Origin of the sequence: Roseateles sp. PN1, from assembly GCF_038419725.1 — a bacterium.
Taxonomy (GTDB): domain Bacteria; phylum Pseudomonadota; class Gammaproteobacteria; order Burkholderiales; family Burkholderiaceae_C; genus Paucibacter_A.
This window is the reverse complement of the sequence record NZ_JBCARA010000009.1, coordinates 17,577-44,033: the sequence shown is the minus strand read 5'-3', so window position 1 is coordinate 44,033 and position 26,457 is coordinate 17,577. Positions and strand designations below refer to the sequence as shown.

Here is a 26,457-nt window from a genome sequence, read left to right as displayed (position 1 = left end):
AAGGGCGAACGAACAAGGGCCAACAGCTTGGCGCGAGCAGTCGCGCGCAGCCGCAGGTGAGAATGCGAGACTTGCATTGTTCCCGCTTCTTCGCAAGCCTTGCCGCACCCATGAAACTTGCCACCTACAAAGACGGTTCACGCGATGGCCAGCTGGTCGTCGTCTCGCGTGATCTCAGCCAGGCGCATTACGCCAATGGCATCGCCACCCGCCTGCAGCAAGTGCTGGACGACTGGGGGTTCTTGTCCCCGCAGCTGGAGGAGCTGTCCATCAGCCTCAACCACGGCAAGCTGCGCCACGCCTTCAACTTTGACCCCAAGATGTGCATGGCGCCGCTGCCGCGCGCGTACCAATGGGCCGATGGCTCGGCCTATCTGAACCATGTGGAGCTGGTGCGCAAGGCACGTGGCGCCGAAGTGCCAGAGAGCTTCTACCTCGACCCGCTGATGTACCAAGGCGGCAGTGATGACTTCCTGGGCCCCTGCGACCCGGCGCGCTTCGTCTCCGAAGCCATGGGCATCGACTTCGAGGCCGAGATCGCCGTGATCACCGGCGATGTGGCCATGGGTGCCAGCCCGGATCAGGCCCTGGACGGTGTGCGCCTGCTGATGCTGGCTAACGACTGGAGCTTGCGCAATCTGATCCCGGCCGAGCTCGCCAAGGGCTTTGGCTTCTTCCAAAGCAAGCCAGCCACGGCCTTCAGCCCGGTGGCTGTCACCCCCGATGAGCTGGGCGAGGCCTGGCGCGGCGGCCGGGTCGAACTGAGCCTGCAATCGATGTGGAATGGCCGCAAGGTGGGGCTTTGCGAAGCCGGGCCGGAGATGACTTTCCACTTTGGCCAGTTGATTGCCCACATTGCCAAAACCCGGCAGGTGCGCGCGGGCAGCATCGTGGGCTCGGGCACGGTCAGCAACAAGGACTGGAGCCGGGGCTACAGCTGCATTGCCGAGAGACGCGCCATCGAAACCATCGAAGGCGGCGCCCCCAAAACCGAATTCATGAAGTTCGGCGACAGCATTCGCATCGACATGAAGGGCCGCGACGGCCTGAGCATGTTCGGCGCCATCGACCAAGATGTCGTCTCCCTGCATGAAGCGCTGGACAACCCCAACCCGGAGATCTGAGCATGAGCTTGCGCCACCAACACCACCGCCGAACCCTGCTTTTGCTGCCGGCCCTGCTGGCGCTGCGCCCGAGCTGGGCGGCTGTCAGCGAAGGCGATGCCGCCTCGGGCATACGCGCGGCCCTGGCCCGCGGGGCCGATGCGGCGATTGCCAATCTGGGCAAGAAGGACGGTTTTCTGGGCAACCCCGCGGTGCGCATCGAGCTGCCCGGTCAGCTCAAAGAAGGCGTGCAACTGCTCAAGATGATGGGTCAAGGCCAACAGGTCGAAGACCTGCTGACGGCCATGAACCGCGCTGCGGAAGCGGCCGTGCCAGCGGCCCGGCCGCTGCTGAGTTCAGCCATCAAGTCCATGAGCGTGGAAGACGGCGTGCGCCTGCTGCAAGGCGGCGACGACTCGGTGACGCAGTTCTTCGTCAGCAAAACACGCGAGCCGCTCAGCAAGCAGTTTTTGCCCATCGTCACCCATGCCACCGAGAAAGTGGCGCTGGCCGACAAGTACAACGCCGTGGCCGGCAAAGCCGCCGGCCTGGGCCTGATCAAGAGCCAGGACGCCAATCTGCAGCAATACGTCACCGGCCGGGCCTTGGACGGCTTGTTCCTGATGATTGCCGAGGAAGAACGCAAGATCCGCAAAGACCCAGTGGGCACTGGCAGCGCGATTCTCAAGAAGGTTTTCGGCGGGCTTTGAAGCGGCCTTGCTCGGGCGGTGAAGCCTTTACCAGGGTCTGAAATGCAAAGCCTGAGAGCAGGCTGCCGCGGCGGTGGACAATAGCGGCTTGAACTTTTGCCGCACTAGCGCGCCTGCCATGAACGATTCTTCTCTTGAGACCGCCGATTTGAACGCCCCTGAGGGTTCGAACGAGGCCTCCGCCCCAGCTGCCGAGACCCCTGTGGCTGTTGCGCCCGTGACCGCCAACGACGCGGCAGTTGATGCTGCTGCAGCTGCGACCGATCTTGCCCCGGCTGAGGGCGACGCTGCGCCGGCCGAGCCTGCCGCAGCCACCGCCAAGGCCACGCCCGAGATGTCGCCCGCCGAATGCGCGGCCAAGCTCAAGGCGCTGTTCCCGGCCATCTTCGGTGGCGGTGTCTTCAAGCCTTTGAAGCTGCGCATCCAAGCCGATATTCAAGAGCGCGCTCCGGCCCAGTTCAGCAAGGCCCAGCTGTCGAGCTTTCTGCGCCGCCATACCGGCAACACCGGCTATCTGATCGCCCTGGGCAAAGCCACCCACCGCTTCGACTTGGATGGCCAAGCCGTGGCCGAGCTGAGCGAAGAGCACCGCCTGGCTGCCCGCGAAGAGCTGGCTCGCCGCCGTGGCCTGCAACAAGAACGCTTGGCGGCCGAGCAAGCCGAGCGCGATCTGGCCCAGACCCAGGCGCGCAACCGCGCCGGCCTGCTGCACGACTTCGAGCGCACCACCCTGACGCTGCCCAACTTCTGCGTGCTCAAGGGCGTGACGGAAGCGGAATTGCCCGGCCTGCTGGAAATCGCCCGGGCCGAGCGTGCCGCTCAGCCACCCCGTGAAGCGCGTCCGCAGTTCGCGCCCCGCAATGCGCGCCCGAATGGCCCCAGCGGCGCTGGAGGCCGCGAAGGACGCGACAACAAGGGCGGTGATCGCGCCCAACGCGGCCCGCGCAATCGCCCTGCCCGCTGAGCCATAACGGCGAAAACAAGCGCCATCCCTGGGGTTTTCCAGGGCCAGGAACAGGGGGGTAGCGCCCCCTGGCATTGTTGCTATCGTGTGTCTGCGTTCGGCCTCGGGTCATTCAACCCAGGGTGTACGAACCCATGACATGCGGCCCAGCCTCGCATGTCCGTGCTGAAGCCCAAAAAGCGATAGACCAAAGGACTAACAATGACACGCTTTGCATTCTTGACTCTTGCTGCCGCTGCCGCGGCACTCAGTGCTGGCGCGGCCCAGGCCGCCGAAATCTACAACAACGGCCCGGTAGTAGACGCTAACGGCAAGTCCGTCTTGACCTCGCCCAACACGACCTTGGGGCTGGGCGATCAAACCAGTGTCGGTAATTCGGTGGCCGATGATTTCACCATCGCGGCCGGCAAGAGCTGGAACATCAGCAGCCTGGACTTCTTCGGCTATCAGACCAGCTCCACCGGCTTCACCTTCCAACAAGCCACCTGGGCCATCCATCTCGGCGACGTCAACTCCGGCACTGTCGTGGCCTCGGGCGTGACCAAGCTCACCGATGGTGGTCTGCAGGGCTATCGCGTGACGCCCACCACATTGACCAATACGGCCCGCGGCATTTACAAGGCGCAGGCCGATGTCACCGACTTCACTTTGGCTGCCGGCCATTACTGGCTGAGCTGGAGCCTGACGGGTTCGCTCGCCTCTGGCCCCTGGCAACCGCCGGTCTCAGATGGCCGCATCGGCAATGCCCAACAGGCTACTTCGGGAGGCGCTTATGCAACTTGGACAGACACTGGTTCGGGTCTGACGGCCGAGATGCCCTTCGCCATCAATGGCATGACCGCTGCCGTACCCGAGCCGTCCAGCTACGCACTGATGCTGGCTGGTGCTGCCTTGATGCTGGGCGTGGTCCGCCGTCGCAAGGCTTGTTGAGCCACTACTTTCTGGGGGGCCAGCGCCCACCCATATGACACAAAGATGCGCCCGCAGCCTACCCCGGCAGCGGGCGTTTTTCATGGGATGCCCGGGGCTGTGCGCTTCGTTTCTACAATGCGGGCATGAACACGACGTCTCCAGCCCTTACCCGTGGTGCGGCCCTGCCCGCCATCTTGCAGCAGCGCATCGCCATTCTGGACGGGGCCATGGGCACCATGATCCAGCGCTACAAGCTCACCGAAGCGGACTTCCGCGGCACGCGTTTTGCCGACCATCCCAAGGACTTGAAGGGCAATAACGACCTGCTGGTGCTGACCCGGCCGGACGTGATTCTGGAAATTCACGAGCAATACCTGGCCGCCGGCGCCGACATCATTGAGACCAATACCTTCGGCACCACCTCGGTGGCGCAAGAAGACTACGGCCTGGAGGCCTTCGCCTACGAAATGAACGTGGCTGCCGCCAAGATCGCGCGCCAGGCCTGCGACAAATACAGCACGCCGGACAAGCCCCGCTTTGCCGCCGGCGCCTTGGGCCCGACGCCGCGCACCGCCTCCATCAGCCCGGATGTGAACGACCCCGGTGCCCGCAATGTCGACTTCGACACCTTGCGTGCGGCCTACTACGAGCAGGCCAAGGGCTTGCTGGAAGGCGGGGTTGATCTGTTCCTGGTGGAAACCATCTTCGACACCCTCAACGCCAAGGCCGCCATCTTCGCCCTGGACGAGTTGATGGAAGACACGGGCGAGCGCCTGCCGGTGATCATCTCCGGCACCGTCACCGACGCCTCGGGCCGCATTCTTTCGGGCCAAACCGTCACCGCCTTCTGGCATTCGGTGCGCCACGCCAAGCCGCTGGCCATTGGCCTGAATTGCGCCCTGGGCGCCACACTGATGCGCCCCTATATCGAGGAGTTGTCCAAGGCGGCCGGCGATGTGGCGATCAGCTGCTACCCGAATGCCGGCCTGCCCAACCCGATGAGCGACACAGGCTTTGACGAGACGCCCGATGTCACCGGCCGCCTGATGAGCGAGTTCGCCCGCAGCGGCTTCCTCAATATCGCCGGCGGCTGCTGTGGCACCACGCCCGCGCATATCGCGGCCATTGCGGCTCAGGTTTCGGCCTACAAGCCGCGACTCAGCGGCGACAAGTTCTTCAGCAGCTTGGTCGAGGCCTAAGCCCACCCTTGCCCTCTGGCTAGGCCCAGGCATAGCCCGGGGCTATAGCCGCAGGAGCTTTTCCATCGTCACCAGCAGCTTCATCTCATGCGGCGCCAGGCTGGCGGCGATGGCCTGGGTGGCCAGGCGGGTGTCTCGCGGCACCGGTTCGCTCAAGGGGTTGCCGCTCTTGCCCAGCAGGGCCGCCACCATCGGCTCGGTGGCGCTGTGGCCGCGCTTGAACACCATGCCCACCTCACCATTGGCCAGGCGCACCAAGCTGCCGGGCGGGTAAAGCCCGAGCGTCTTGACGATGGCCACGCCGGCCTCATCGGGCTGGCGCAACTCATCCAGATAGACCGAGCGGCCGGCCGAGGCGCCGGGCAGCGCCAGGCGTGAGCGGCGCGGGCTAAGTCGGGCGGCAAAGCTATCGATGCGGCGCAGCAAGCGGGCCAAATGCTCGGCCGGCGAGCGCTCGGCCAGCGGGCCGGGGCCGGCCTCATGGTGCAGGCGCACGGTTTGCAGCCACAGCTCGGAACGCACGCCCAGGCTGTGCAGCAACTCGGCGCTGCGGTCGCCATGGCCCATCAAATCGCGGCGCTGCGCCTCCGAGGGCGGGTCTTGCTGCGCCGCCAAACGATCTTGCAAGGCGGTGATGCCGATATTCATGCTCAGCGCCGCCTGGGTCAGGGCCAGGCGCTGCTCGTCGGGCAGGCCCAGCTGGCGGCCGCACAGCTCGGCTAGCACCTGGCACAGCATGGCGTGGCGGGCGCTGTACTGGTTGAAGTCCATGCTGGCGTCGAAGATCAGCAGCATCAGCGTGGCATCGGGCTGGCGCAGCAAGCGTTCCAGCGACTCGTTATGCAATTGCTGGAAGCGGGCCTTGAAGTCCTCCTGCCGCGGCTCGCGCAAGACGCTGGCGGCGTGCACGCGCAAATCGGCCCAGGCGGCTTGCGGCCCCAGTTCGGGGCGCACCTGGCGCTCGGTCTTGAGCTCGGCTTCGGCCTTGATGATGGCGCCCAGCGCGGCGCCCTGGTGCATCAAGGTGTCCATTTTGTGGGCCAGGGCTTTTTGATATTCCTTGGTTTCGTGGGCCTGCACCCAGACGCCGCGAACAATCATCTGGCGCACCTGCGGGCTGTCGAGCAAGACATGGCCCTTGGCAATCAGCAGCTTGCCCTCGGCATCCCGCACGGAATAGGGCAGCTCTTGGCCAAAGCGCAGGGCAACAGGGGGAAAGGGAATCAGATCCAAAGTGGGCTCGTTTGTTTTCGTTTTGCGCAGGGTGTCCGCAGGCTTTTTGCATTTTTGACGCAGGGCCAAGCACGCTATTTTGTCGGCATCTGGCGCGACGGCTTGAATGGGACGCGATTCAAGCCCATGCCTGTGCGTAAAATCGCGCCCTGGTTCAAGGAGCGTTGCGACAAACCGTCAAGGGTTTGCCAGGCTTGGACAAGGGTGCCGCAGGCGCCCAGCAACGACGCTCACCGAATCCCTATCCTTTGGGCCGCGGTGAGTTTGCGGCCCACCGTCTCTTGAGGTCCGCCATGTCGTCGTCCGCACACTCCGCCGTCACCCCACCCCCGATGAAGCTCTCCGGCCTGGAGGCCCAGCTGATCGGCGCGGGCACGCTGTTCGTCAATGTGGGCGAGCGCACCAACGTCACCGGCTCCAAGGCATTCGCCCGGCTGATCCTCAACGGCCAGTTCGAAGACGCCCTGGCCGTGGCCCGCCAGCAGGTGGAGAACGGCGCCCAGGTCATCGACATCAATATGGACGAGGCCATGCTGGACAGCCAGGCTGCCATGGTGCGCTTCCTGAACCTGATCGCCGGTGAGCCCGAAATCGCCCGCGTGCCCATCATGATCGACAGCTCCAAATGGAGCGTCATCGAGGCTGGCCTCAAATGCATCCAGGGCAAGGGCATCGTCAACTCGATCTCGCTCAAGGAAGGCGAGGCCGAATTCAAACGCCAGGCCAAGCTGGTGCGCCGCTACGGCGCGGCGGCCGTGGTGATGGCCTTCGATGAACAAGGCCAGGCCGACACCTATGCCCGCAAGATCGAGATCTGCGAGCGCGCCTACCGCATGCTGGTGGACGAGGTCGGCTTCCCGCCTGAGGACATCATCTTCGACCCGAATATCTTCGCCATCGCCACCGGCATCGAAGAGCACAACAACTACGCTGTGGACTTCATCAACGCCACCCGCTGGATCAAGCAGAACCTGCCCGGCGCCAAGGTCAGCGGTGGCGTCTCGAACGTCTCCTTCAGCTTCCGCGGCAATGACCCGGTGCGCGAAGCGATTCACACCGTCTTCCTCTACCACGCCATTCAAGCGGGCATGGACATGGGCATCGTCAACGCCGGCATGGTGGGCGTTTACGACGATCTGGATGCCGAGCTGCGCGAGCGCGTCGAAGACGTGGTGTTGAACCGCCGCGCCGACTCCGGCGAGCGCCTGATCGAAGTGGCCGAGCGTGCCAAGGGCATGGCCATTGACGACACCGCCCGCTTGGCCTGGCGCGCGGGTGATGTGAATCAGCGCCTGAGCCATGCCCTGGTGCACGGCATTACCGAATTCATCACCGCCGACACCGAGGAAGCCTGGGTGGCGATTCAAGCCAGCGGCGGCCGGCCCCTGCATGTGATCGAAGGCCCGCTGATGGCCGGCATGAATGTGGTGGGTGATTTGTTTGGCGCGGGCAAGATGTTCCTGCCCCAGGTGGTCAAGTCGGCCCGGGTGATGAAGCAGGCCGTGGCGCATTTGCTGCCCTACATCGAGGCCGAGAAGCTGGCCATGATTGCCGCCGGCGGCGAAGCCAAGCCCAAGGGCAAGATCGTCATCGCCACCGTCAAGGGCGATGTGCACGACATCGGCAAGAACATCGTCACCGTGGTCTTGCAGTGCAATAACTTCGAGGTCGTGAATATGGGCGTGATGGTGCCCTGCCAGGACATTCTGGCGCGCGCCAAGGCCGAAGGGGCCGACATCATCGGCCTGTCCGGCCTGATCACGCCCAGCCTGGAAGAGATGCAGCATGTGGCCGCGGAAATGCAGCGCGACGAGTACTTCAGCTCGCGCGGCACGCCGCTCTTGATTGGTGGCGCCACCTGCAGCCGGGTGCACACCGCCGTCAAGATCTCGCCGCATTACGAAGGCCCGGTGGTCTATGTGCCCGATGCCTCGCGCAGCGTGGGCGTGTGCAGCGATCTGCTCTCGGACGAGCGCGCCGCCAAGTTCATCGCCGAGCTGAAGACCGATTACGAGCAAGTGCGCCAACTGCACGCCAACAAAAAGCAGACCCCCATGGTCAGCTTGGCGCAGGCACGCGCCAACAAGGCGCAGCTGGACTGGGCGGCTTACCAGCCACCCAAACCACAATTCATCGGCCGCCGCGTGATCCGCAATTACGACCTGGCCGAGTTGGCCCAGAGCATTGATTGGGGCCCCTTCTTCCAGACCTGGGACTTGGCCGGCCCCTTCCCCGCGATTCTGAAAGACGAGATCGTTGGCACCGAGGCGCAGCGCGTATTCAGCGACGGCAAGCGCATGCTGGAGCGCCTGATCAAAGGCCGCTGGCTGCAGGCCAATGGCGTGTTCGGCCTCTACCCCGCCGCCCAGGTGAATGACGACGACATCGAGATCTACACCGATGAGAGCCGCAGCGAGGTCTTGATGACCTGGCATGGCCTGCGCATGCAATCCGAGCGGCCGGTGGTCGACGGCGTGAAGCGCCCCAATCGCTGCCTGTCCGATTTCATCGCGCCCAAGGGCAGCGTGCCGGACTACATCGGCTTGTTCGCGGTCACCGCGGGCCTGGGCGTGGAGAAGAAGGAAGCGCAGTTCCTGGCCGACCTGGACGACTACTCCGCCATCATGTTCAAAGCCCTGGCCGACCGCTTGGCCGAAGCCTTTGCCGAGCGCCTGCACCAACGGGTGCGCACGGAGTTCTGGGGTTATGCCGCCGACGAGGCCTTGACGGCCGAGGACTTGATCGACGAGAAATACCGCGGCATCCGCCCGGCGCCGGGCTATCCGGCCTGCCCGGACCACTTGGTCAAGCGCGAAGTCTTCCGGGTCTTGGCGCCGGAAGAAATTGGCATGGGCCTGACCGAATCCATGGCCATGACCCCGGCCGCCAGCGTCTCGGGCTTTTACTTCGCCCACCCCGATGCGGCCTACTTCAATGTCGGGCGCATCGGCGCCGATCAGGTGGCGGACTGGGGCCGTCGCATGGCCTTGGACAAGCTCGGGGCCGAGCGGGCGCTGGCGCCGCTGTTGTAAAAAAATAGCCCGCTCTTGCGCAGGCAAGGCGGGCCTCCAATCAGATTGGGCCGATCAGGCTTGGGCGCGGCGGCGCATCAGAGCCCCCAGGCCGACCAAGCCCAGAGCCATCAAGGCGTAGCTGCTGGGCTCGGGAACGGCGGCAGCCGTCAATTCCTGTGCCCACATCTGCGCGTTGGCGCTGAACATATAGGTTTTGGACTGGCTGGAGGTGTTCTTGATAGTCAGGCTCAAGCGCTCGCCGTCGGTGCTGCCTTCGAACGCATCAGTGTCCGCCAGCCAGTTGCCAGAGCCGTTCATGTTCGAGCTATTGGAGACAGACCCCGCTTTGAGTGCTGCAAAGTAGTTGGCCCCGGCGCGAATGTCATAGCCAAGGCCTGCGGGAACCCAAGTTCCTGTGTAGGCAGTTCCCGCAAACTGGGCTGTGATAAGCACGGAAAAAGTGGCTTGCGTCCCCGCGCTGAGCGTGAAGCCTTGTGCCAGATAAGCCGACGAGCTTTCGCGCTGGCCGGCATGCACCGCGCCAGACAGGCTGATATCGGTAAGCCCTGCGCCAGTGGAGGAAATTGACTGCTGTCCAAACATGGAGCTGGTGCTGATCTGGGTGCCCCAGTTGCTTTCGTAATGGAAGTTACGGACATCAGGCGCCCAATTGGCACTGGTGTAGTTGCCGCTGATCGGATTCCAGCCCGCCTGCGTTGCCGAGTAGCTACCCGTGCTCATGAACCAGTTGCTGGCCCAGCTCAAATCAGCCGCCACATTGTCAAAACTATTCAAGTCCTTCAAGGACACCGAAAAGCCGCTCAGGCTGATACTGCTCTGCACATCGGCAATAGCCGCTTGTTGAGCCAACAGGCCAGCTAGTGCCGCTGCGACCAAGAGTTTGCGCTGCATCGAGATCCCTCCCAGGGATGATTTGAATAGGTTTGCATGTTCAGCTCTGCAAGTACTGCGTCCATCCGCAGGTGCTGAGCATTCTGCGAGTTAGTGTTTCAAGAAGCGCTGCGCTCGCCAATGGGGTTTTCCGCGCCCCTCGTTCCTGGGGCGGTATGGTGTTTGGCACGCCTTGCCATAGGCATTTCAATTCGTGGCGCAGTCTTTGTGCGCTTGCTTTTGCTGCAGGCGAGGCAAGGTTGACAAGTACTTACAAGCTGGATGCGCGTTTCCGCTGAATCGCAGGACGGGCGTGGCATGCTTCAGAACTAGGGGTTTGCCATTACTGTTTTTCTCGCTAATTTCCACCCATGACAAATTCTTCCGTTTCCAGTTCCGCGTCACAACGCTATATCGGCATCGCCCTGCTGGCCGCCTTGTTGGCTGGGGTCTATGCCTTGGGCCGCTCGCAATCGGGCTCAGCGCCCAACGATACCGCTGCGCCTGTTGTGGCCGTCAACGGCGATGCCGCCGCCGCGCCCTCGCCTGGCAATACTGAGACGCCGAATGCCTTGAGTGCACTGCCCAGCAACGTCGCGGCCTCGGCCTCAGCGACACCCAAGCTGGCGCAGGCTCAGCCAAGTGCCAAGCCGGCCGTCAAGCCGAGCAAGCCCGCCAGCCATCAAGCAGCACCTGCCCCAGCGCCTGAAACGCAAATCGCCGCAGCCGAGCCGGAGCCCAGCAAAGCAGTGGCACGGTGCGAGGAATGCGCCACCGTCTTGTCGATTAAGCAAGTGGTGCATGAAGGCCAGGCCAGCGGTTTGGGCGCCGTGGGTGGCGCCGTTCTGGGCGGCTTGTTGGGTAACCAAGTGGGCGGCGGCAATGGCAAGAAGCTGGCCACCGTGGGCGCAGCAGCGGCCGGCGGCTACTTTGGCAACGAGATGGAGAAGAAGCGCAACGCCCGCACCGTCTGGGTGGTCAAAGTGAGCTTCTCGGACAACAGCACCCGCAGCTACGAATATGCCGAAGCCCCGCGTGTGCGCATCAACGACACGGTGCGCGTGCGTGATGGTGAACTGACGCCGATTTAAGGCGGACTCAACGTCGCTCTAGGGCCGACTCAATTGGCCTACGCAAACGCACCGAAGCCCCGCCAGGGGCTTTGCTCATTGCCAAGGCCGCGGGGCTAGCGGCTCCCCAATCCTCACGGGCTCAGCTCTTGCCCAGCCCACGCCGCAGCTGCACCGCCTCGGCCATCTGGGCGCTTTGAATCTGCTCGGATTCGGCCAAATCCGCGATGCTGCGCGCCACCCGCAAGATGCGGTGGTAGCTGCGGGCAGACCAAGCCAGGCGCTCGGCCGCTTTTTGCAAAAAGGCCAGGGCCGCAGGCTCGGCCTGAGCGAATTGATCCAGCTGGGCCACCGTCAAACGCGCATTGCTGCAGCCCTGGCGCTGCAAGGCCAGCTGACGCGCCCGCGCCACCCGGGCTGCCACCGTGGCGCTGGCTTCGCCGGCGGGCTGAGCCGCCAGCACGGCGGGTGGCACGGCCGGCACCTCGATGGAGATGTCGAGCCGGTCCAGGAAGGGGCCGCTCAGCCGACCCTGATAACGGCTGATTTGATCGGGCGTACAACGGCAGGTCTGGGCCGCATTGCCCAATTGCCCGCAAGGGCAAGGGTTCATGGCCGCCACCAACTGAAAGCGCGCCGGGAATTCCGACTGCCGGGCCGCCCGCGAGATCAAAATGCGCCCGGTCTCCAGCGGCTCACGCAAAGCCTCCAGGGCCTGGCGATTGAACTCCGGCAATTCGTCCAGAAACAGAACACCATGCAAGGCCAGTGAAATTTCACCCGGCCTTGGTGGCGAGCCGCCACCCACCAGGGCCACGGCTGAAGCCGTGTGATGCGGGCTGCGCATCGCTCGCTGGGCCCAGCGCTGCGGCTGAAACTGGCCAGCCAAGCTCAGCACCGCGGCCGAGGCCAGGGCTTCCTCTTTGCTCAATGGCGGCAGTAGGCCCGGCAGACGCTGGGCCAGCATGGACTTGCCGGTGCCTGGCGGGCCGACCAGCAACAAGGAATGCTCGCCAGCCGCGGCCACCTCCAAGGCCCGCTTGGCGCCAGCCTGGCCTTTGATATCGCGCAGATCGGGACCTGCAGCCTCTGACAGACGCGGCAGGGCTTGCGCGCGCGGCAGCGCCTCCTCGCTCGCCGGCTGCAGCGCCGCCACCACCTCCAGCAAATGGCCAGCGGCCAGCACTTGCACATCCTCCACCAGAGCCGCTTCGGCGGCACTGTCCTTAGGCAAGAGCAGCGCGCGCGCCGGGCCGCCCTGATGTTGCGCCTGGCTGATGGCCAAACTCATGGCCAAGGCGCCACGAATCGGGCGCAGCTCCCCACCCAGCGACAACTCGCCGGCACATTCCAGCTCGGCCAGCCGCGCAGCATCAATCTGCCCGCTGGCCGCCAACAGGCCCAGCGCAATCGGCAAATCAAAGCGGCCACCCTCCTTGGGCAGCTCAGCTGGTGCCAGATTGACCGTGATGCGCTTGTTATGCGGGAAGCTCAAGCCGCTATTGAGCAAGGCAGCACGCACCCGTTCCCGAGCTTCTTTGACCTCGGTGTCGGCAAGCCCCACCAGCGTAAAACTGGGCAAGCCGTTGGCCAGATGGACCTCCACGCTGACGGCAACGGCGCTCATGCCATCGAGCGAGCGGCTATGAAGCAGGGCGAGTGACATGCAAAAACACTCCCTTTTGGGCGCTGGCAGCAGGTTTTGGCAGGGCTTGCGCACAGCGGCGGTGCGCGCACCAAGATGATGCAGAGGGCATTGCGCACGACCCCCGTGCTGGTGCGCTCGTCGCCCACGTCACTCAGGGTAAGTGCTGGGATGAGCTTAGCGACTCAGGGCAGACCCGGGGGCTGGGTGGCGATTTGAGCGCGCGGGCGGGCCAGGGTTCTAGTTGGCACGGAAGCTGCAATGCCTGTAGCGAAGTGTTTCGCCAAGCTTGTTCTCTTCCTTTCATTCGAAAACTGCCAGGAGTCTTGCCATGAAGTCAGCCTTCCCCGTCTCGCTCGCTCTCGCCCATGCCCTCGCCTTAGCGCTGGCCTCGGCTGCCTTGCCCGCCTTGGCCGAAGAGCCGGCAGCCGCAGCCGCCAGCCCACTGAGCTTTAACCTCAGCCTGACCAGCGAGTACCGCTACCGCGGCCTGTCGCAATCGCGCATGGACCCAGCCCTGCAAGGTGGCGTGGACTACGCGTCCGAAAGCGGCTTCTACGTCGGCGCCTGGGCCTCGACCATCAAGTGGATCAAGGACGCGCCTTACAACGGCGGCGCCAATGCCGAGATCGACCTCTACGGCGGCTACAAGACCGAAGTGGCCAAGGGCCTGACCATGGACGTCGGCGTGCTGGGCTATATCTACCCCAGCAACAACTTGAACCCCAGCGCCAACACCACCGAGGTCTATGGCGCCCTGAGCTTCGGCCCGGTGATTGCCAAATACTCACACAGCGTGACCAATCTGTTCGGCACCGCCGACAGCAAGGGCAGCGGCTACTTCGATGTCTCGGCCACCTTCGACCTGGGCGAGGGCTTCACCCTGACCCCGCATATCGGCTACCAGAAGGTGAAGAACTTCAGCGCCGGCAGCTACACCGACTACGCCCTGACGGTGAACAAGGACTACGCCGGCTTCACCTTCGGCGCCGCCGTCATCGGCACCGATTCCGACGCCTATATGGGCGGCGCCAATGCCGACTCCCTGAAGAACCTGGGCAAGACCCATCTGGTGGTGTCGGTCAAGAAGACCTTCTGAGCCGCCGGCCTCACCGCATCACGATAGATAGAACCACGCGAGGAAACCACCATGAAAATGATCACTGCAGTCATCAAGCCCTTCAAGCTTGACGAAGTGCGCGAAGCGCTCAGCGCCATCGGCGTGCAAGGCCTGACCGTCACCGAGGTGAAGGGCTTCGGCCGCCAGAAAGGCCATACCGAGCTGTACCGCGGCGCCGAGTATGTGGTGGACTTTCTGCCCAAGGTGAAGATCGAAGCAGCCGTAGATGACGCCGTGGTCGACCAAGTGATCGAGGCCATCGAAGGCGCCGCCAAGACCGGCAAGATCGGCGACGGCAAGATCTTCGTCTCGCCGCTGGACCAGGTCGTGCGCATCCGCACCGGCGAAACCGGCAACGAAGCCCTGTAAAGCGCAGGGCGCACCAGCGCCCGATTCCACACGCTCAACGCTCAATTTGCTCCCCCCGTCTGGAGACTCGAACATGAAGAAACTCTTTGCCAGTCTGGCCTTGGCCGCCACGGTGCTCGCCGCACCCGCCGCCTGGGCGCAAGACACTGCCAGCGCCGCGGCCTCTGCGGCAGCTACCGCCAGCGCTGTCGTTGCTGACACCGCTTCCGCGCCCGCGCCTGCTGCCGCCACTGCGCCTGTCGCAGCAGCCGCAGCTTCCGCGCCTGCCGAAGCCGCCGCCGTTCCGGCCCTGGTGCCCAACAAGGGCGACACCACCTGGATGATGCTGTCCACCCTGCTGGTCATCATGATGACGGTGCCAGGTCTTGCCCTGTTCTACGGCGGCCTGGTGCGCAGCAAGAACATGCTGTCGGTGCTGATGCAAGTGATGGTGGCCTTCTCGATGATCGTGGTGCTGTGGGTGCTTTACGGCTACAGCCTGGCGTTCACCGAAGGCAACCAGTTCATCGGTGGCACTGACCGCTTGTTCATGAAGGGCATCTGGGATAACGCCACCGGCACCTTCGCCAACGCGGCGACCTTCAGCAAGGGCGTGGTCATCCCGGAAATGGTGTTTGCCGCCTTCCAGGCCACCTTTGCCGGCATCACCGCTTGCTTGATCGTCGGTGCCTTTGCCGAGCGCGCCAAGTTCTCCGCCGTGCTGGCCTTCCTGGCCCTGTGGTTCACCTTCAGCTATCTGCCGATCGCGCACATGGTCTGGTTCTGGGCCGGCCCTGACGCTTACACCAGCGCCGATGTGGTCGACAAGGTCACCAGCAGCGCCGGCATGATCTGGCAATGGGGCGCGCTGGACTTCGCCGGCGGCACCGTGGTGCACATCAACGCCGCTGTGGCTGGCCTGGTGGGCGCCTTCATGATCGGCAAGCGCGTCGGTTACGGCAAGGAAGCCTTCACCCCGCACAGCCTGACCCTGACCATGGTCGGCGCCTCGCTGCTGTGGGTGGGCTGGTTCGGTTTCAACGCCGGTTCCGCCCTGGAAGCCAATGGTTTTGCTGCCCTGGCCTTCATGAACACTTTTGTCGCCACCGCGGCTGCGGTGCTGGCCTGGTCGGTCGGTGAAGCGCTGCTCAAGGGCAAGGCATCGATGCTGGGTGCGGCTTCGGGTGCTGTGGCTGGCCTGGTGGCCATCACGCCTGCAGCCGGCAATGTCGGCATCGGCGGCGCCTTGGTGATCGGCGTCATCGCCGGCTTCGCCTGCCTGTGGGGTGTGTCCGGCCTGAAGAAGCTGCTGGGTGCTGATGACTCGCTGGACGTGTTCGGTGTCCACGGCGTGGGCGGCATCGTCGGCGCCTTGCTGACCGGCGTGTTCAACTCTCCTGCCCTGGGCGGTCCCAGCTTTGTCGGTGACTGGGTCACGGCAACGACGGTGACGGCTGACGCCTACTCCATCGCCGCTCAAGTCCTGGTGCAAGCCAAGGCGGTTGGCGTGACAGTGATCTGGTCGGCCGTTGTCTCGGTGATCGCCTTCAAGGTGGTTGATCTGGTGATCGGTCTGCGCGTGACGGAAGAAGAAGAGCGCGAAGGTCTGGACATCAGCTCGCACGGCGAGACTGCTTATCACAAGTAAAAAAGTGATGGACAGGCCCGGCACGCCAGCATTGACTGGCGCGCCAGGCAGGTGACGGACTAGTCACCCACACACAGCAAGGCCAGCGGGACGAAAGTTCAGCTGGCCTTGTTCTTTTGTGCGCTTCCAAGTGGCGAAAACCTGCAGCCGACGCCTTCTGGCTCCGCAAAAATCTGGCATGGTGTCGGCATGAGCCATGCCAACAGCCCCCACAAAGAACTCCCCAGCTATTTCAAACTCGCCACCATCTGGCTTTTGCTGATGCTGCTGGTGTTCCTGGGCTTCAAGGCCTGGGAGCGCCAGCAAAAGCAGAGCCTGGTGTCCATCAACGGCGGTGAGATCACCTTGCGCCGCGCCAGTGATGGTCATTTCCACTGGCCCGGCGAGGTCAACGGCGTGGCGGTGGACTTTCTGGTCGACACCGGCGCCACCAGCACCGCACTGCCGCAGGCTCTGGCCGAGCAAGTGGGGCTGCGGGCCGAAGCCGAGGTGGCCTCCAACACCGCCGGCGGCGTGGCGCGGGGCTACCGGGCCCGCGCCGATGTGCGCCTGCAGGGCGGCGTGAACGCGCAGCGCCTGCCCGTCACCGTGCTGCCCGCGCTCGATGCGCCCTTGCTGGGCATGGACATCTTGTCCAAGCTGAGCTTCACCCAGCATGGCGGCGAACTCTTGATCCGCAACGCCAAGCCATGAAGCTACTGTTAAGGCTCAGCCTCGCCTTAACTCTGAGCCTGCCGCTGCCGCAGGCCCAGGCCAAGCCCGTCTGCCCGCCACAAGCCGCCTTGCCCAGCGCAGCGCAAGCCGCCGAGCTGGCCGCGGCCGCACCCGACCGAGGCTTTCTCTACCGCCTGCGCAAGGGCGGCCATGACTCTTATCTCTACGGCACCCTGCACATCGGCCGCATGGCCTGGTTCTTCCCAGGCCCAAAGCTGCGTGAGGCGATGAAGCAGAGTGACAGCCTGGCCCTGGAGTTGGACCTCAGCGACCCCGCCACCCTGCAAGCCCTGAGCGCGCCACCCCAACATGCCCAGCCCTTTCATGCCAGCCCCGCACTGCAAAAGCGCCTGGCTGCCCAAGCACGCGCAGCCTGCCTGCCCGAACAGGCCTTGGCCCATCTTCACCCTTTGCTGCAGCTGAGCAATTACATGGCACTGGACGCCCGTTGGGACGGCATGGACCCCAGCTTCGGCCAAGAGTTGATGCTCTCCACTTGGGCCCGCCAAAGCGGCGTGCCCATCCATGCGCTGGAAAGCGTGGACACCCAGCTACAAGCGCTGCTGCCCACCGATGCCAAGGAAGCACAAACCCAGCTGCGCAAAGGCCTGCAACAGCTGGAACAAGGCCAGTTGCGCAAAAGCACGCGGCGCCTGGCGCAGGCCTGGGCCAACAGCGATATGGCCACCCTGAGCAACTATGCGGACTGGTGCGACTGCGTGGGCGACGCGCAAGACCGCGCCGAGCTGCGCGCCCTCAACGACGAGCGCAACCCCGGCCTGGCCGAAGGCATTGCCGCGCTGCATAAGCAGGGCCGGCGGGTGCTGGCCGCCGTCGGCAGCTTGCACCTGAGCGGGCCGCGCGCCCTGCCCTTGCTGTTGCAGCAAGAGCACGGCTTCGAGGTGCAGCAATTGCATCCGTCGTACCATCAGCCCGCGTCATCCCCCTCGCATTGAACGACCCTCTTGAAGGAGCACAAAAGCATGGCCGACAACAGCTTCAGCAAATTCGTCCCCGGTTTTGATTTTCTGCAAGGCTTGGTGAAGAACGCCGGGGCGGCCTTGCCCGGCATCGGCCAGTGGGTGGCGCCGACGCTCAACCCGGAAGAGCTGGGCAAACGCATCGAAGAGCTGCGCACCGTGCAGTTCTGGCTCGAACAAAACGCCCGCATGTTGGGCGCCACCATCCAGGCCCTGGAGGTGCAGCGCATGACCTTGTCGACGCTGAAGTCGCTGAATGTGCCGCTGGCCGAGCTGAGCAATGCCCTCAAGCTGCCCACCGCCGAGGCCATGTCCACCCCCGCCTGGCCGGCCATGCCTGGCATTCCCCCGGAGGTGATGGCCGCCGCCGCGCAAACTTTGCCCAAGACCCCTGCCCCTGCCCCAGCACCCAAGCCCGCCGCCAAAGCCAAGGCCGACAAATCTGAAACAGCAGCCCCGGCCATCCCGGCCGCCGTAGACCCGCTGCAGTGGTGGGGCGCGCTGAGCCAGCAGTTCACCCAGCTGGCCGCCACAGCGATGAAGGAAAACGCCACCGACGCCGCTAAGAACTTGGCCGGCGCCATCGTCAAACAATCGTTTGACGCCGCGGGCGACACCTTGCGCAAGGCGGCGGCTGTGCCCGGCGCCGTGGCCGGCAGCATGGTGGAATCGGTCAGCAAGAGCCTGGCGGCCAAACCCGCCACCAAGCCTGCCACCAAGGCCAGTGCCCACAAGCCGGCGGTGCGCAACGCCGTCAAGAAAAGCAAGCCCTGAGAAGCATCCCGCCCGTGAACGCAGCAACTAGTGCGCCTGAAGCCAAAGGCGCCTCCTCTGTCATCGATCCCAACCAGCGCGTGCAAGCGCAGGCCCGTGTGGTCGCGGCCCTGTCCAAGCACCTGCCCAGCCATGCCCTGCTCTGGCATGCCGAGGACACGATTCCCTTTGAATGCGACGGCCTGACCGCCTACCGGCAGCGCCCCTTGGTAGTGGCCTTGCCGGAGACCGAAGAACAGGTCGCGGCCATTTTGCGCAGCTGTTTTGCGCTGGGCGTGCCCGTGGTGGCACGGGGCGCGGGCACGGGGCTCTCGGGCGGGGCCATGCCGCATGCGGCGGGCGTGACGCTGAGCCTGGCCAAGTTCAAACAGATTGTGCAGATCGACCCGGTGGCGCGCACAGCGCGCGTGCAATGCGGCGTGCGCAATCTGGCCATCTCGGAAGCCGCGGCCGTCCACGGCCTCTACTACGCCCCCGACCCCAGCAGCCAGATCGCCTGCACCATCGGCGGCAATGTGGCCGAGAACTCCGGCGGCGTGCACTGCCTTAAATACGGCCTCACCCTGCATAACGTGTTATCTGTGCGCGGCTTCACGATGGAAGGCGAAGCGGTGGAGTTCGGCGGCGCGGCGCTGGATGCGCCGGGCCTGGACTTGCTGAGCCTGATCGTCGGCAGCGAGGGCATGCTGGCGGTGACCACCGAGGTGACCGTCAAGCTGATCCCCAAGCCGCAACTGGCCCGCTGCATCATGGCCAGCTTCGACGATGTGCGCAAAGCCGGCGCGGCGGTGGCCAATATCATCGCCGCGGGCATCATCCCGGCCGGCCTGGAGATGATGGACAAGCCCATGACCGCGGCCGTGGAAGACTTTGTGCATGCCGGCTACGACCTGACGGCCGAGGCCATTTTGCTGTGCGAGAGCGACGGCACCGCCGAGGAAGTTGCCGAAGAGATCGAGCGCATGCAGGCCGTGCTGCTGAGCAGCGGCGCCAGCCGCATCGAGCTGAGTGCCGATGAGGCTCAGCGTTTGCGTTTTTGGAGCGGGCGCAAGAATGCCTTCCCCGCGTCTGGCCGCATCAGCCCCGACTACATGTGCATGGACTCCACCATCCCGCGCAAAAACCTGGCCGCCATCCTGCTGGCCATTGCCGAGATGGAAAAGAAGTACCAGCTGCGCTGCGCCAATGTCTTCCATGCCGGTGACGGCAATCTGCACCCGCTGATTTTGTTTGACGGCTCCGACCCCGATCAGCTGCGCCGCTGCGAGGAGTTTGGCGCCGAGATTCTGGAAACCAGCGTCGCCCTGGGCGGCACCGTGACCGGCGAGCACGGCGTGGGCATCGAAAAGCTCAACAGCATGTGCGTGCAGTTCTCGGCCGCCGAGCGGGAGCAGATGATGGCCGTCAAGCGCGCATTTGACGGCGCCGAGCTGCTCAACCCCGGCAAGGTCATTCCGACCCTGCACCGCTGCGCCGAATACGGCCGCATGCATGTCAGCCGCGGCCTGCTGGCCCACCCCGATTTGCCGAGGTTTTGACTGATGACACTTGCCTTGACGGAGATTCAAGAACACATCCGCAGCGCCGCCGCCGAGCGCGCCCCGGTCCAGCTGCTGGGCTCGGGCAGCAAGTCCTTTTACGGCGAAGTGCCGCAAGGCCTGCCGTTGCGCATCAGCGATTTCGCCAGCTTGCGCGGCATCAGCAGCTACGAGCCCAGCGAGTTGGTGGTGACGGTCAAGGCCGGCACGCCGCTGGCCGAGCTGGAGCAGGTGCTGGCAGAGCAAAACCAGCACCTGGCGTTTGAGCCACCACGCTTCGGTGGCCAAGGAACGGTGGGCGGTATGGTGGCAAGTGGCCTGAGCGGCCCGGCCCGCGCCAGCATGGGCGCCCTGCGAGAGCATGTGCTGGGCATCACCCTGCTCAACGGCCAGGCCGAGGCGCTGAACTTCGGCGGCACGGTGATGAAGAATGTGGCCGGCTACGACGTCTCGCGCCTGATCGCCGGCTCGATGGGCATTCTTGGGGTGATTCTGGAGGTCTCACTGAAGGTGCTGCCGCTGCCGGTGGCCGAGGCCACTTTGCGCTTCGAACAGAGCCAGGCGCATGCGCTCAATCAGCTCAATCGCTGGGGCGGCCTGCCCCTGCCCATCAATGCCAGCGCTTGGTGGGATGGCGCCCTGCTGCTGCGCCTGAGTGGCGCACAAGCGGCGGTGGACGCGGCCCGCCAGAGCCTGGGTGGCGAGCTGATCGCGCCCGAGCTGGCGCAGCCCTTCTGGCTCGGCCTGCGCGACCAAAGCGATGAATTCTTTCAAGCGGCCCAGCGGGCCGTGCAAGGCGGCGCCGCGCTGTGGCGCCTGAGCCTGCCCCAAACCGCGCCCGCGCTGGACAAGCTGCACGGCGAGCAATTGCTGGAATGGGGCGGCGCCCAGCGCTGGCTCACCACCGCCATGCCCGCCGCCCAGGTGCGTGAGGCCGCCGCACAAGCGGGCGGCCACGCCAGCTTGTTCCGCGCCACGGACAAAAGCGCGGGCGTTTTTGCACCGCTCCCGCCCCCCTTGCTGCGCATTCATCGAGAACTAAAAAAATCATTCGATCCCCAAGGGATCTTCAATCCAGGGAGGCTTTATGCCGGACTCTGAGCCGCAAGATCCTAGCGACTTGGCCATGCAGCGCTATTACGCCCAGCGCGCCAAGGAATATGAGGCGGTGTTTGAGAAGCCGCATCGCCAAGCCAATCTGGCCGAAATCAAAGCCTGGCTACGCCAGCAATTCAGCGGCCGCACGGTGCTGGAGATCGCCACCGGCACGGGCTATTGGCTGCCCGCCGCCACCGCCAAGGCCAAGCACTGGCTGGGCACCGACATCAATCCAGAGACCCTGGCCGAGGCCCGCGCCAAGCCCCTGGACTTCGACAAGGTCGCCTTCATGCTGGCCGACGCCTACGCGCCCGGCGTTGTGGCGGCGGACACGCCCTCACCTTTTGACGCTGGCTTTGCCGGCCTGTGGTTCTCGCATGTGCCCAAGGCACGCCAGCGCGAATGGTTGCTGGGCCTGCACAGCCAGCTGCAAGACGGCGCCCGCGTGGTGCTGATGGACAACCGCTTTGTAGAAGGCGACAGCACGCCCATCAGCCGCAAGGACGCGGAAGGCAATGGCTATCAGCTGCGCAGCCTCAGCGACGGCAGCCAGCACGAGGTGCTGAAAAACTTCCCCAGCGAAGCGCAGATGCGCCGCCTGCTGGCCGGCATTGCGGACGAGATTCAATGGCGTGAGCTGGACTATTTCTGGACCCTCAGCTACCGCGTACGACAGGAAAGCGCCTGATGCAAACCCAACTCGCCGAAGAGTTCAGCGGCACCAGCCACGGCAAGGCGGCCCAGGCCATTTTGAGCCGCTGCGTGCATTGCGGCTTTTGCACCGCCACCTGCCCGACCTATCAGCTGCTAGGCGATGAGCTGGACGGCCCGCGCGGCCGCATCTACCTGATCAAGCAAGTGCTGGAAGGCGCCGAGCCCACCCGCAGCACCCAGCTGCATCTGGACCGCTGCCTGACCTGCCGCAACTGCGAAAGCACTTGCCCCTCGGGCGTGCAGTACGGCCAATTGCTGGAAATCGGCCGCGGCATCGTCGAGGCCAAGGTTGAGCGCCCCGCCGGGGAACGCGCCGTGCGCTGGCTTTTGAAAGAAGGCCTGACCTCGCCCGCCTTCGCGCCGGCCATGCGCCTGGGGCAGCTGTTGCGCCCCCTGCTGCCCACCACCCTGCAAGACAAAGTGCCTGGCAAAGCCCCCGGCAGCGCGCATGACTGGCCCCGCAAGCAGCACCCGCGCAAGATGGGCTTGTTGCTGGGCTGCGTGCAGCCCAGCATGGCGCCCAATATCAATAGCGCCACGGCGCGGGTGCTGGATGCTGCCGGGATTCAGACTTTGGTGGCCGATGGCGCCGGCTGCTGCGGCGCTATCCGCAGCCATTTGAATGACCAGATGGGTGGCCTGGCCGATATGCGCCGCAATATCGACGCCTGGTGGCCGCTTGTGGCCGGGCTGACCGAGGCCGGCAAGATCGAGGCCCTGGTGATGAACGCCTCGGGCTGCGGCGTCACGGTGAAGGACTACGGCCACGCCCTGGCTCATGACCCCGACTATGCCGACAAGGCCGCGCAGATCAGCGCCATCACCCGCGACCTGAGCGAGTTGCTGCCCGACTTGGTGCCGCTGCTGCTGCCGCAGCTAGGTGCTCAGCAACAAGGCACGCCACGCGAGAAGTTGGCCTATCACCCGCCCTGCACCCTGCAGCACGGCCAACAGCTGCGCGGCGGTGTCGAGCAAGGCCTGCGCGCCCTGGGCTTCGAAGTCAAACTGGCCAGCTGTGACAGCCATCTGTGCTGCGGCTCGGCCGGCACTTACTCGGTCTTGCAGCCGCAACTGTCCAAACAGCTGCGCGACCAAAAGCTGCAAGCCCTGGCGCCCCTGCATGCGCAGACGATTGTCTCGGCCAATATCGGCTGCATCCAACATCTGCAAAGCGGCACCAGCACGCCGGTGCGGCATTGGGTTGAGGTTTTGGCGGACTGCTTGCCTGGCGCCTGAGAGCTTGTCCGTGGAAAACAGAGTTAGAGCGCCTCAATGAAATCCTACGCAATCCTCGAAAGCCGCGTCGTCCGCATCCTCGGCCACCCCAATAGCGGCTGGTCGCCGGCTGATCTGGATGATGACAACGCCCTCGAATTGGCGTTCCGATTTGAGATCACCAGCGATGGCAACAAGAACTTCTTGCTGGTTTACCAATCCTTGGATGGCCGGTATGCCGCGGATTCTTGGCATGAAACCGAGGAAGAGGCGTTGGCCTGTGCGGAAGAGTTGTTTGGCATCGCCCCTTCGGAATGGGTGAGACCCGAGCCCACGCTTTAGCCCTGTTGTTCCCGCAATTCTCGGAGAAGGGTCGCAAGGATTGCTCATGCAGCCCTGGATGCACAGCACCCGCCTGCCGCCGCCAGGAGATTCACGGGAAAACCTCAAATTGTTCGCATAGCGCCCTCGCGTCACACGATCAAGGGCAAACCACAGCACCACTGTCATACCGATTTCGGACAATGCGAGATCAGACAACAGGGGGAGGAGCCCGCAAGGGACCCTGTGCCAGCCAGTCCGGCGTTTGCCAGGACAAGCCAGCCGAGCCGAGAGCCGGGCATCGCCATCGTGATGTCCGGTTTCTCTTTTTGGGCCCGCGCAAAACTTACCCACCCCAAGAGGCGAAGACGCCGCTGAGCCAAGGCACACTGCGCCCATGTGGATAGGATTCTTGTTTGCCCTGGGCGCCGGCCTGATGTGGGGCTTGGTGTTTGTGGCGCCCCTGCTCCTGCCGGACTATCCGGCCGCGATGCTGGTGGTGGGCCGTTACCTGGCATTTGGCTTGATCGCTTTGCCGCTGGCCTTGATGGATCGCGCCGCCCTGCGCGAGCTCAAAGCCGCTGATTGGCTGGAGGCCTGCAAGCTCAGCGCGATCGGCAACTTCCTCTACTACCTGTGCCTGGCGGCCGCGATTCAGCGCGCCGGCGGGCCGCTGCCTACCGTCATCATCGGCACCCTGCCGGTGGTGATTGCCGTCATTTCCAACCGGCGCAATCGCGCGCGCGACGGTCTGCTGCCCTGGGCCCGGCTGGCGCCCTCGCTGGCCTTGATCGCGCTGGGCATTGCCTGCGTCAACCAGACCGAGCTGAGCCAACTCGCCGCCAAGCCGCAGGCTAATTTTCAGCATTACCTGGAAGGCGCCCTGCTGGCGGTGGCCGCCGTGGCCTGCTGGACTTGGTACCCGATTCGCAATGCCGATTGGCTGCGCGCGCATGCGGACCGCAGCCCACGCGTCTGGGCCACCGCCCAGGGTCTGGTGACCTTGCCCATGTCTTTGCTGGGCGGCGCGCTGCTACTGGGCCTGCACAGCGCCGGCCTGCCGCCCTTGCCCGCAGACTTCAGCTTGCCGCTGGGCCAGCGGCCCTTGGCTTTTGCAAGCTTGATGCTGGCCGTGGGCCTGTTTGCCTCCTGGGTGGGCACGCTGTGCTGGAACGAGGCCAGCCAGCGCCTGCCCACCAATATCGTCGGGCAGCTGATTGTGTTCGAAACCCTGTCCGCGCTGGCCTATGCCTTCACGCTCAGCGGTCAGGCACCCGCGGCCTTGACCGTGCTGGGTATCGCGTTGCTGGTGAGTGGCGTGTGGTGGGCGCTGCGCATCAAGCCTCAGGCTGCCGCCAAGCCCGGCGCCTCGAGCAAGGCCTGAGCCAAGGCGCCGATGCGCCGCAGCGCGGCCGGGTGCTCCGGCCCCCAACGGCCGCCCACGCCCAGGCGAACAAAGGAGCGGAAGCGCGGGCTGACGCTGAACATTTGGCCGGGTGCGATGCAGATGTTCTCGGCCAGGCAGGCCTCGTAAAGCGCCACCGCATCCAGGCCGCCGGGCAGCTCCACCCAAAGGATGTAGCCACCCGCCGGGTCGGTGACCCGGGTGCCCTTGGGGAAGCTCTGGGCGATCAAGCCGCGCGCCTCGTCCACCCGCGCGGCGATGCTAGCGCGCATCTGGCGCAGCGCCGCTTCGTTGCCGGCTTGGCTCAACAGATCGGCCAGTGCCACCTCCAGCACCGCGGTTTGCGCGCCCGACTGCACATCCTTGATCTTGCGCAGCGGCGCTGACCAGCGCCCCGCCTCCACCCAACCCAGGCGCAGGCCCGGCGCCAGGGTTTTGTTGAAGGAGCCGCACAGCATCACATGGCCGCTGGTGTCGAAAGACTTGACGGCGCGGCGCTTGTCATCTTGCTCGGCCAGGTCGTTGTAGATCACATCCTCGATCAAGGCGATGTCATGCGCGGCCACCAACTGAGCCAGGCGCTTGCGCTCAAGCACCGGCATGCAGGCGCCCAGCGGGTTGGACAGCGTGGGCACCACCAGCACGGCCTTGACGTCTTGCGTCTCCAGCGCCAGCTGCAGCGCGTCCACCGAGATGCCGTGGCGCGGGTGGGTGGGAATCTCCAGCGCACGCAGATGCAGGCTTTGCAGAATCTCCAGAAAGCCGAAGTAAGTGGGCGACTCCAGCGCCACCACATCGCCGGGCTGGGTGACCGTCTTCAGGCACAGGGTGATGGACTCCATGCAGCCATTGGTCATGACGATGTCGTCGGCATGCAGCACGCAGCCCAGGCTCAGGCCATGCCTGGCCACGGCGCGGCGCGCCTCCTCACGGCCCGAACCCAGCGGGTAGGTGCAGAGCAGATCACGCTGGCGCGTCACCACCCGAGTCAGGGCGCGGCGCACGCGTTCTTGGTCGAACATCTCCGGCCCCGGGCAGGCCGCGCCGAAGGAGACCATGTTTTGCTGCGCGGCCAGATTCAGCACCTCGCGCCCCAGATCACCCACCCGCACCGAGCAGCAGCGCCCGCTGGGGCGTGAGGCCTTGGGCTCGGGCAAAGGCTCGGGGCGGCTTTGCACGAAGTAGCCCGAGCGCGGCTTGGCGTGGATCAGCCGCGCATCTTCCAGCCAGTGATAGGCCTGCACGACGGTGGATTGCGACACGCCTTCTTGGCGCGCCAAGTCCCGCACCGAGGGCATGCGCTCGCCCCGCGCCAAGGTGCCCGCACGGATGGAGCGCGCCAGCCGGTCAGCAATTTGAAGATAGAGCGGCTCGGTGCGGTTTGAATAGGTCATGAGCCGATTCTGTACGGTACACCGCGGTTACAAGCAATACAGATGAGGGCAAAGCCAGCCAACACAGTGCCGCCAAAACGCCCGCCTGTGCTTGCCTGCTTGGGGCCGCTGTGCCTCTGTTGCCGCCGGCGCGCAGGGCGCAAGCTTGCAGCCATGGACACCTTACTCAGAACCGATGCGCATTCCGCCGCCACGCTGCCAGGTTCACAGCGCCAAGCCGAGCTTCATCTTGCTGCCGCCCAGGCGCCGCTGGCACTGCCGCTGCGCGCCTGGCAATCGCGCACCTTGCGCGTCAGCCATGGCTGCCTGTGGCTGACCGAACAGGGCAAGCCGGAGGATGTGTTCATTCAGGCCGGCCAGCAAATGCATTTGCTGGGCCCGGCGCGCTTCTACCTGAGTGCGGCCGGGGCGGCGGGGGTGCGGCTGAGTTTGACTTGAGAAGCGGAG

Annotated in this window: 24 protein-coding genes and 1 riboswitch; of the genes, 20 read left to right on the top strand and 4 right to left on the bottom strand. The window is 64.9% G+C overall.

Annotated features, from left to right (window positions below; translation table 11 throughout):
• Positions 1-110 precede the first annotated feature (110 nt).
• The 5 genes from AABB87_RS14680 to AABB87_RS14660 all read left to right on the top strand — a co-directional run bounded on the left by AABB87_RS14680 (position 111) and on the right by AABB87_RS14660 (position 4,888).
• On the top strand, positions 111-1,124 hold the full coding sequence (locus AABB87_RS14680; RefSeq protein WP_341971925.1) for a fumarylacetoacetate hydrolase family protein: 1,014 nt from the start codon (positions 111-113) through the stop codon (positions 1,122-1,124).
• Between the two features lie 2 nt (positions 1,125-1,126).
• On the top strand, positions 1,127-1,813 hold the full coding sequence (locus AABB87_RS14675; RefSeq protein WP_341971924.1) for a DUF4197 domain-containing protein: 687 nt from the start codon (positions 1,127-1,129) through the stop codon (positions 1,811-1,813).
• Between the two features lie 118 nt (positions 1,814-1,931).
• Complete coding sequence (locus AABB87_RS14670) at positions 1,932-2,777, top strand: ProQ/FinO family protein (RefSeq protein ID WP_341971923.1); 846 nt, start codon at positions 1,932-1,934, stop codon at positions 2,775-2,777.
• A 201-nt stretch (positions 2,778-2,978) separates the two neighbouring features.
• Entirely contained in the window at positions 2,979-3,707 is a 729-nt protein-coding gene (locus tag AABB87_RS14665) for a PEP-CTERM sorting domain-containing protein (protein ID WP_341971922.1), read from the top strand.
• 125 nt (positions 3,708-3,832) lie between these two features.
• Entirely contained in the window at positions 3,833-4,888 is a 1,056-nt protein-coding gene (locus AABB87_RS14660; protein WP_341971921.1) for a homocysteine S-methyltransferase family protein, read from the top strand.
• 42 nt (positions 4,889-4,930) lie between these two features.
• On the opposite strand, the gene AABB87_RS14655 is transcribed toward AABB87_RS14660, so the two are convergent.
• On the bottom strand, positions 4,931-6,121 hold the full coding sequence (locus tag AABB87_RS14655) for an HD-GYP domain-containing protein (RefSeq protein ID WP_341971920.1): 1,191 nt from the start codon (positions 6,119-6,121) through the stop codon (positions 4,931-4,933).
• A gap of 150 nt (positions 6,122-6,271) precedes the next feature.
• Positions 6,272-6,360, top strand: a riboswitch (S-adenosyl-L-homocysteine riboswitch).
• Positions 6,361-6,414: 54 nt separating this feature from the next.
• Here AABB87_RS14655 and metH point away from each other — a divergent pair.
• Positions 6,415-9,153, top strand: a complete 2,739-nt coding sequence (gene metH / locus AABB87_RS14650) for a methionine synthase (RefSeq protein WP_341971919.1) — start codon at positions 6,415-6,417, stop codon at positions 9,151-9,153.
• Between the two features lie 54 nt (positions 9,154-9,207).
• On the opposite strand, the gene AABB87_RS14645 is transcribed toward metH, so the two are convergent.
• Positions 9,208-10,047: a PEP-CTERM sorting domain-containing protein gene (locus AABB87_RS14645; RefSeq protein WP_341971917.1), complete on the bottom strand. Its 840-nt coding sequence runs from the start codon at positions 10,045-10,047 to the stop codon at positions 9,208-9,210.
• A 350-nt stretch (positions 10,048-10,397) separates the two neighbouring features.
• On the opposite strand from AABB87_RS14645, the gene AABB87_RS14640 reads away from it, so the two are divergent.
• A complete protein-coding gene (locus tag AABB87_RS14640; protein ID WP_341971916.1) occupies positions 10,398-11,117 on the top strand; it encodes a glycine zipper 2TM domain-containing protein in 720 nt (239 codons plus the stop codon).
• A 121-nt stretch (positions 11,118-11,238) separates the two neighbouring features.
• Here AABB87_RS14640 and AABB87_RS14635 read toward each other — a convergent pair whose 3' ends face one another.
• A complete protein-coding gene (locus tag AABB87_RS14635) occupies positions 11,239-12,762 on the bottom strand; it encodes a YifB family Mg chelatase-like AAA ATPase (protein ID WP_341971915.1) in 1,524 nt (507 codons plus the stop codon).
• A 310-nt stretch (positions 12,763-13,072) separates the two neighbouring features.
• On the opposite strand from AABB87_RS14635, the gene AABB87_RS14630 reads away from it, so the two are divergent.
• The 12 genes from AABB87_RS14630 to AABB87_RS14575 all read left to right on the top strand — a co-directional run bounded on the left by AABB87_RS14630 (position 13,073) and on the right by AABB87_RS14575 (position 24,595).
• A complete protein-coding gene (locus AABB87_RS14630) occupies positions 13,073-13,840 on the top strand; it encodes a TorF family putative porin (protein WP_341971914.1) in 768 nt (255 codons plus the stop codon).
• Between the two features lie 51 nt (positions 13,841-13,891).
• A complete protein-coding gene (gene glnK, locus AABB87_RS14625; RefSeq protein WP_058721732.1) occupies positions 13,892-14,230 on the top strand; it encodes a P-II family nitrogen regulator in 339 nt (112 codons plus the stop codon).
• Between the two features lie 73 nt (positions 14,231-14,303).
• The gene (locus tag AABB87_RS14620; RefSeq protein WP_341971913.1) at positions 14,304-15,857 is read left to right on the top strand and encodes an ammonium transporter; all 1,554 of its coding nucleotides are present in this window, start codon (positions 14,304-14,306) and stop codon (positions 15,855-15,857) included.
• Between the two features lie 189 nt (positions 15,858-16,046).
• The gene (locus AABB87_RS14615) at positions 16,047-16,550 is read left to right on the top strand and encodes a retropepsin-like aspartic protease family protein (protein WP_341971912.1); all 504 of its coding nucleotides are present in this window, start codon (positions 16,047-16,049) and stop codon (positions 16,548-16,550) included.
• Positions 16,547-17,527 (top strand): TraB/GumN family protein, encoded by a 981-nt coding sequence (locus AABB87_RS14610; protein WP_341971911.1) that lies wholly within the window; start codon positions 16,547-16,549, stop codon positions 17,525-17,527. The genes AABB87_RS14615 and AABB87_RS14610 overlap by 4 nt, the downstream gene beginning before the upstream one ends.
• Before the next feature lie 27 nt (positions 17,528-17,554).
• On the top strand, positions 17,555-18,325 hold the full coding sequence (locus AABB87_RS14605) for a PhaM family polyhydroxyalkanoate granule multifunctional regulatory protein (RefSeq protein WP_341971910.1): 771 nt from the start codon (positions 17,555-17,557) through the stop codon (positions 18,323-18,325).
• A 62-nt stretch (positions 18,326-18,387) separates the two neighbouring features.
• Positions 18,388-19,863, top strand: a complete 1,476-nt coding sequence (locus AABB87_RS14600; RefSeq protein ID WP_341972093.1) for an FAD-linked oxidase C-terminal domain-containing protein — start codon at positions 18,388-18,390, stop codon at positions 19,861-19,863.
• Between the two features lie 3 nt (positions 19,864-19,866).
• The gene (gene glcE, locus AABB87_RS14595; RefSeq protein ID WP_341971909.1) at positions 19,867-20,964 is read left to right on the top strand and encodes a glycolate oxidase subunit GlcE; all 1,098 of its coding nucleotides are present in this window, start codon (positions 19,867-19,869) and stop codon (positions 20,962-20,964) included.
• Positions 20,951-21,649, top strand: a complete 699-nt coding sequence (locus AABB87_RS14590; protein WP_341971908.1) for a class I SAM-dependent methyltransferase — start codon at positions 20,951-20,953, stop codon at positions 21,647-21,649. The genes glcE and AABB87_RS14590 overlap by 14 nt, the downstream gene beginning before the upstream one ends.
• Positions 21,649-22,911 (top strand): glycolate oxidase subunit GlcF, encoded by a 1,263-nt coding sequence (gene glcF / locus AABB87_RS14585; RefSeq protein WP_341971907.1) that lies wholly within the window; start codon positions 21,649-21,651, stop codon positions 22,909-22,911. Before AABB87_RS14590 ends, glcF begins: the two co-directional genes overlap by 1 nt.
• Positions 22,912-22,947: 36 nt before the next feature.
• Positions 22,948-23,232 (top strand): hypothetical protein, encoded by a 285-nt coding sequence (locus AABB87_RS14580; RefSeq protein ID WP_341971906.1) that lies wholly within the window; start codon positions 22,948-22,950, stop codon positions 23,230-23,232.
• A 376-nt stretch (positions 23,233-23,608) separates the two neighbouring features.
• A complete protein-coding gene (locus AABB87_RS14575) occupies positions 23,609-24,595 on the top strand; it encodes a DMT family transporter (protein WP_341971905.1) in 987 nt (328 codons plus the stop codon).
• On the opposite strand, the gene AABB87_RS14570 is transcribed toward AABB87_RS14575, so the two are convergent.
• On the bottom strand, positions 24,556-26,010 hold the full coding sequence (locus AABB87_RS14570) for an aminotransferase-like domain-containing protein (protein WP_341971904.1): 1,455 nt from the start codon (positions 26,008-26,010) through the stop codon (positions 24,556-24,558). The genes AABB87_RS14575 and AABB87_RS14570 overlap by 40 nt on opposite strands.
• Positions 26,011-26,163: 153 nt before the next feature.
• Between AABB87_RS14570 and AABB87_RS14565 the strand changes: the two genes are divergently transcribed.
• Positions 26,164-26,448: a DUF2917 domain-containing protein gene (locus tag AABB87_RS14565; RefSeq protein ID WP_341971903.1), complete on the top strand. Its 285-nt coding sequence runs from the start codon at positions 26,164-26,166 to the stop codon at positions 26,446-26,448.
• Positions 26,449-26,457: the final 9 nt, after the last annotated feature.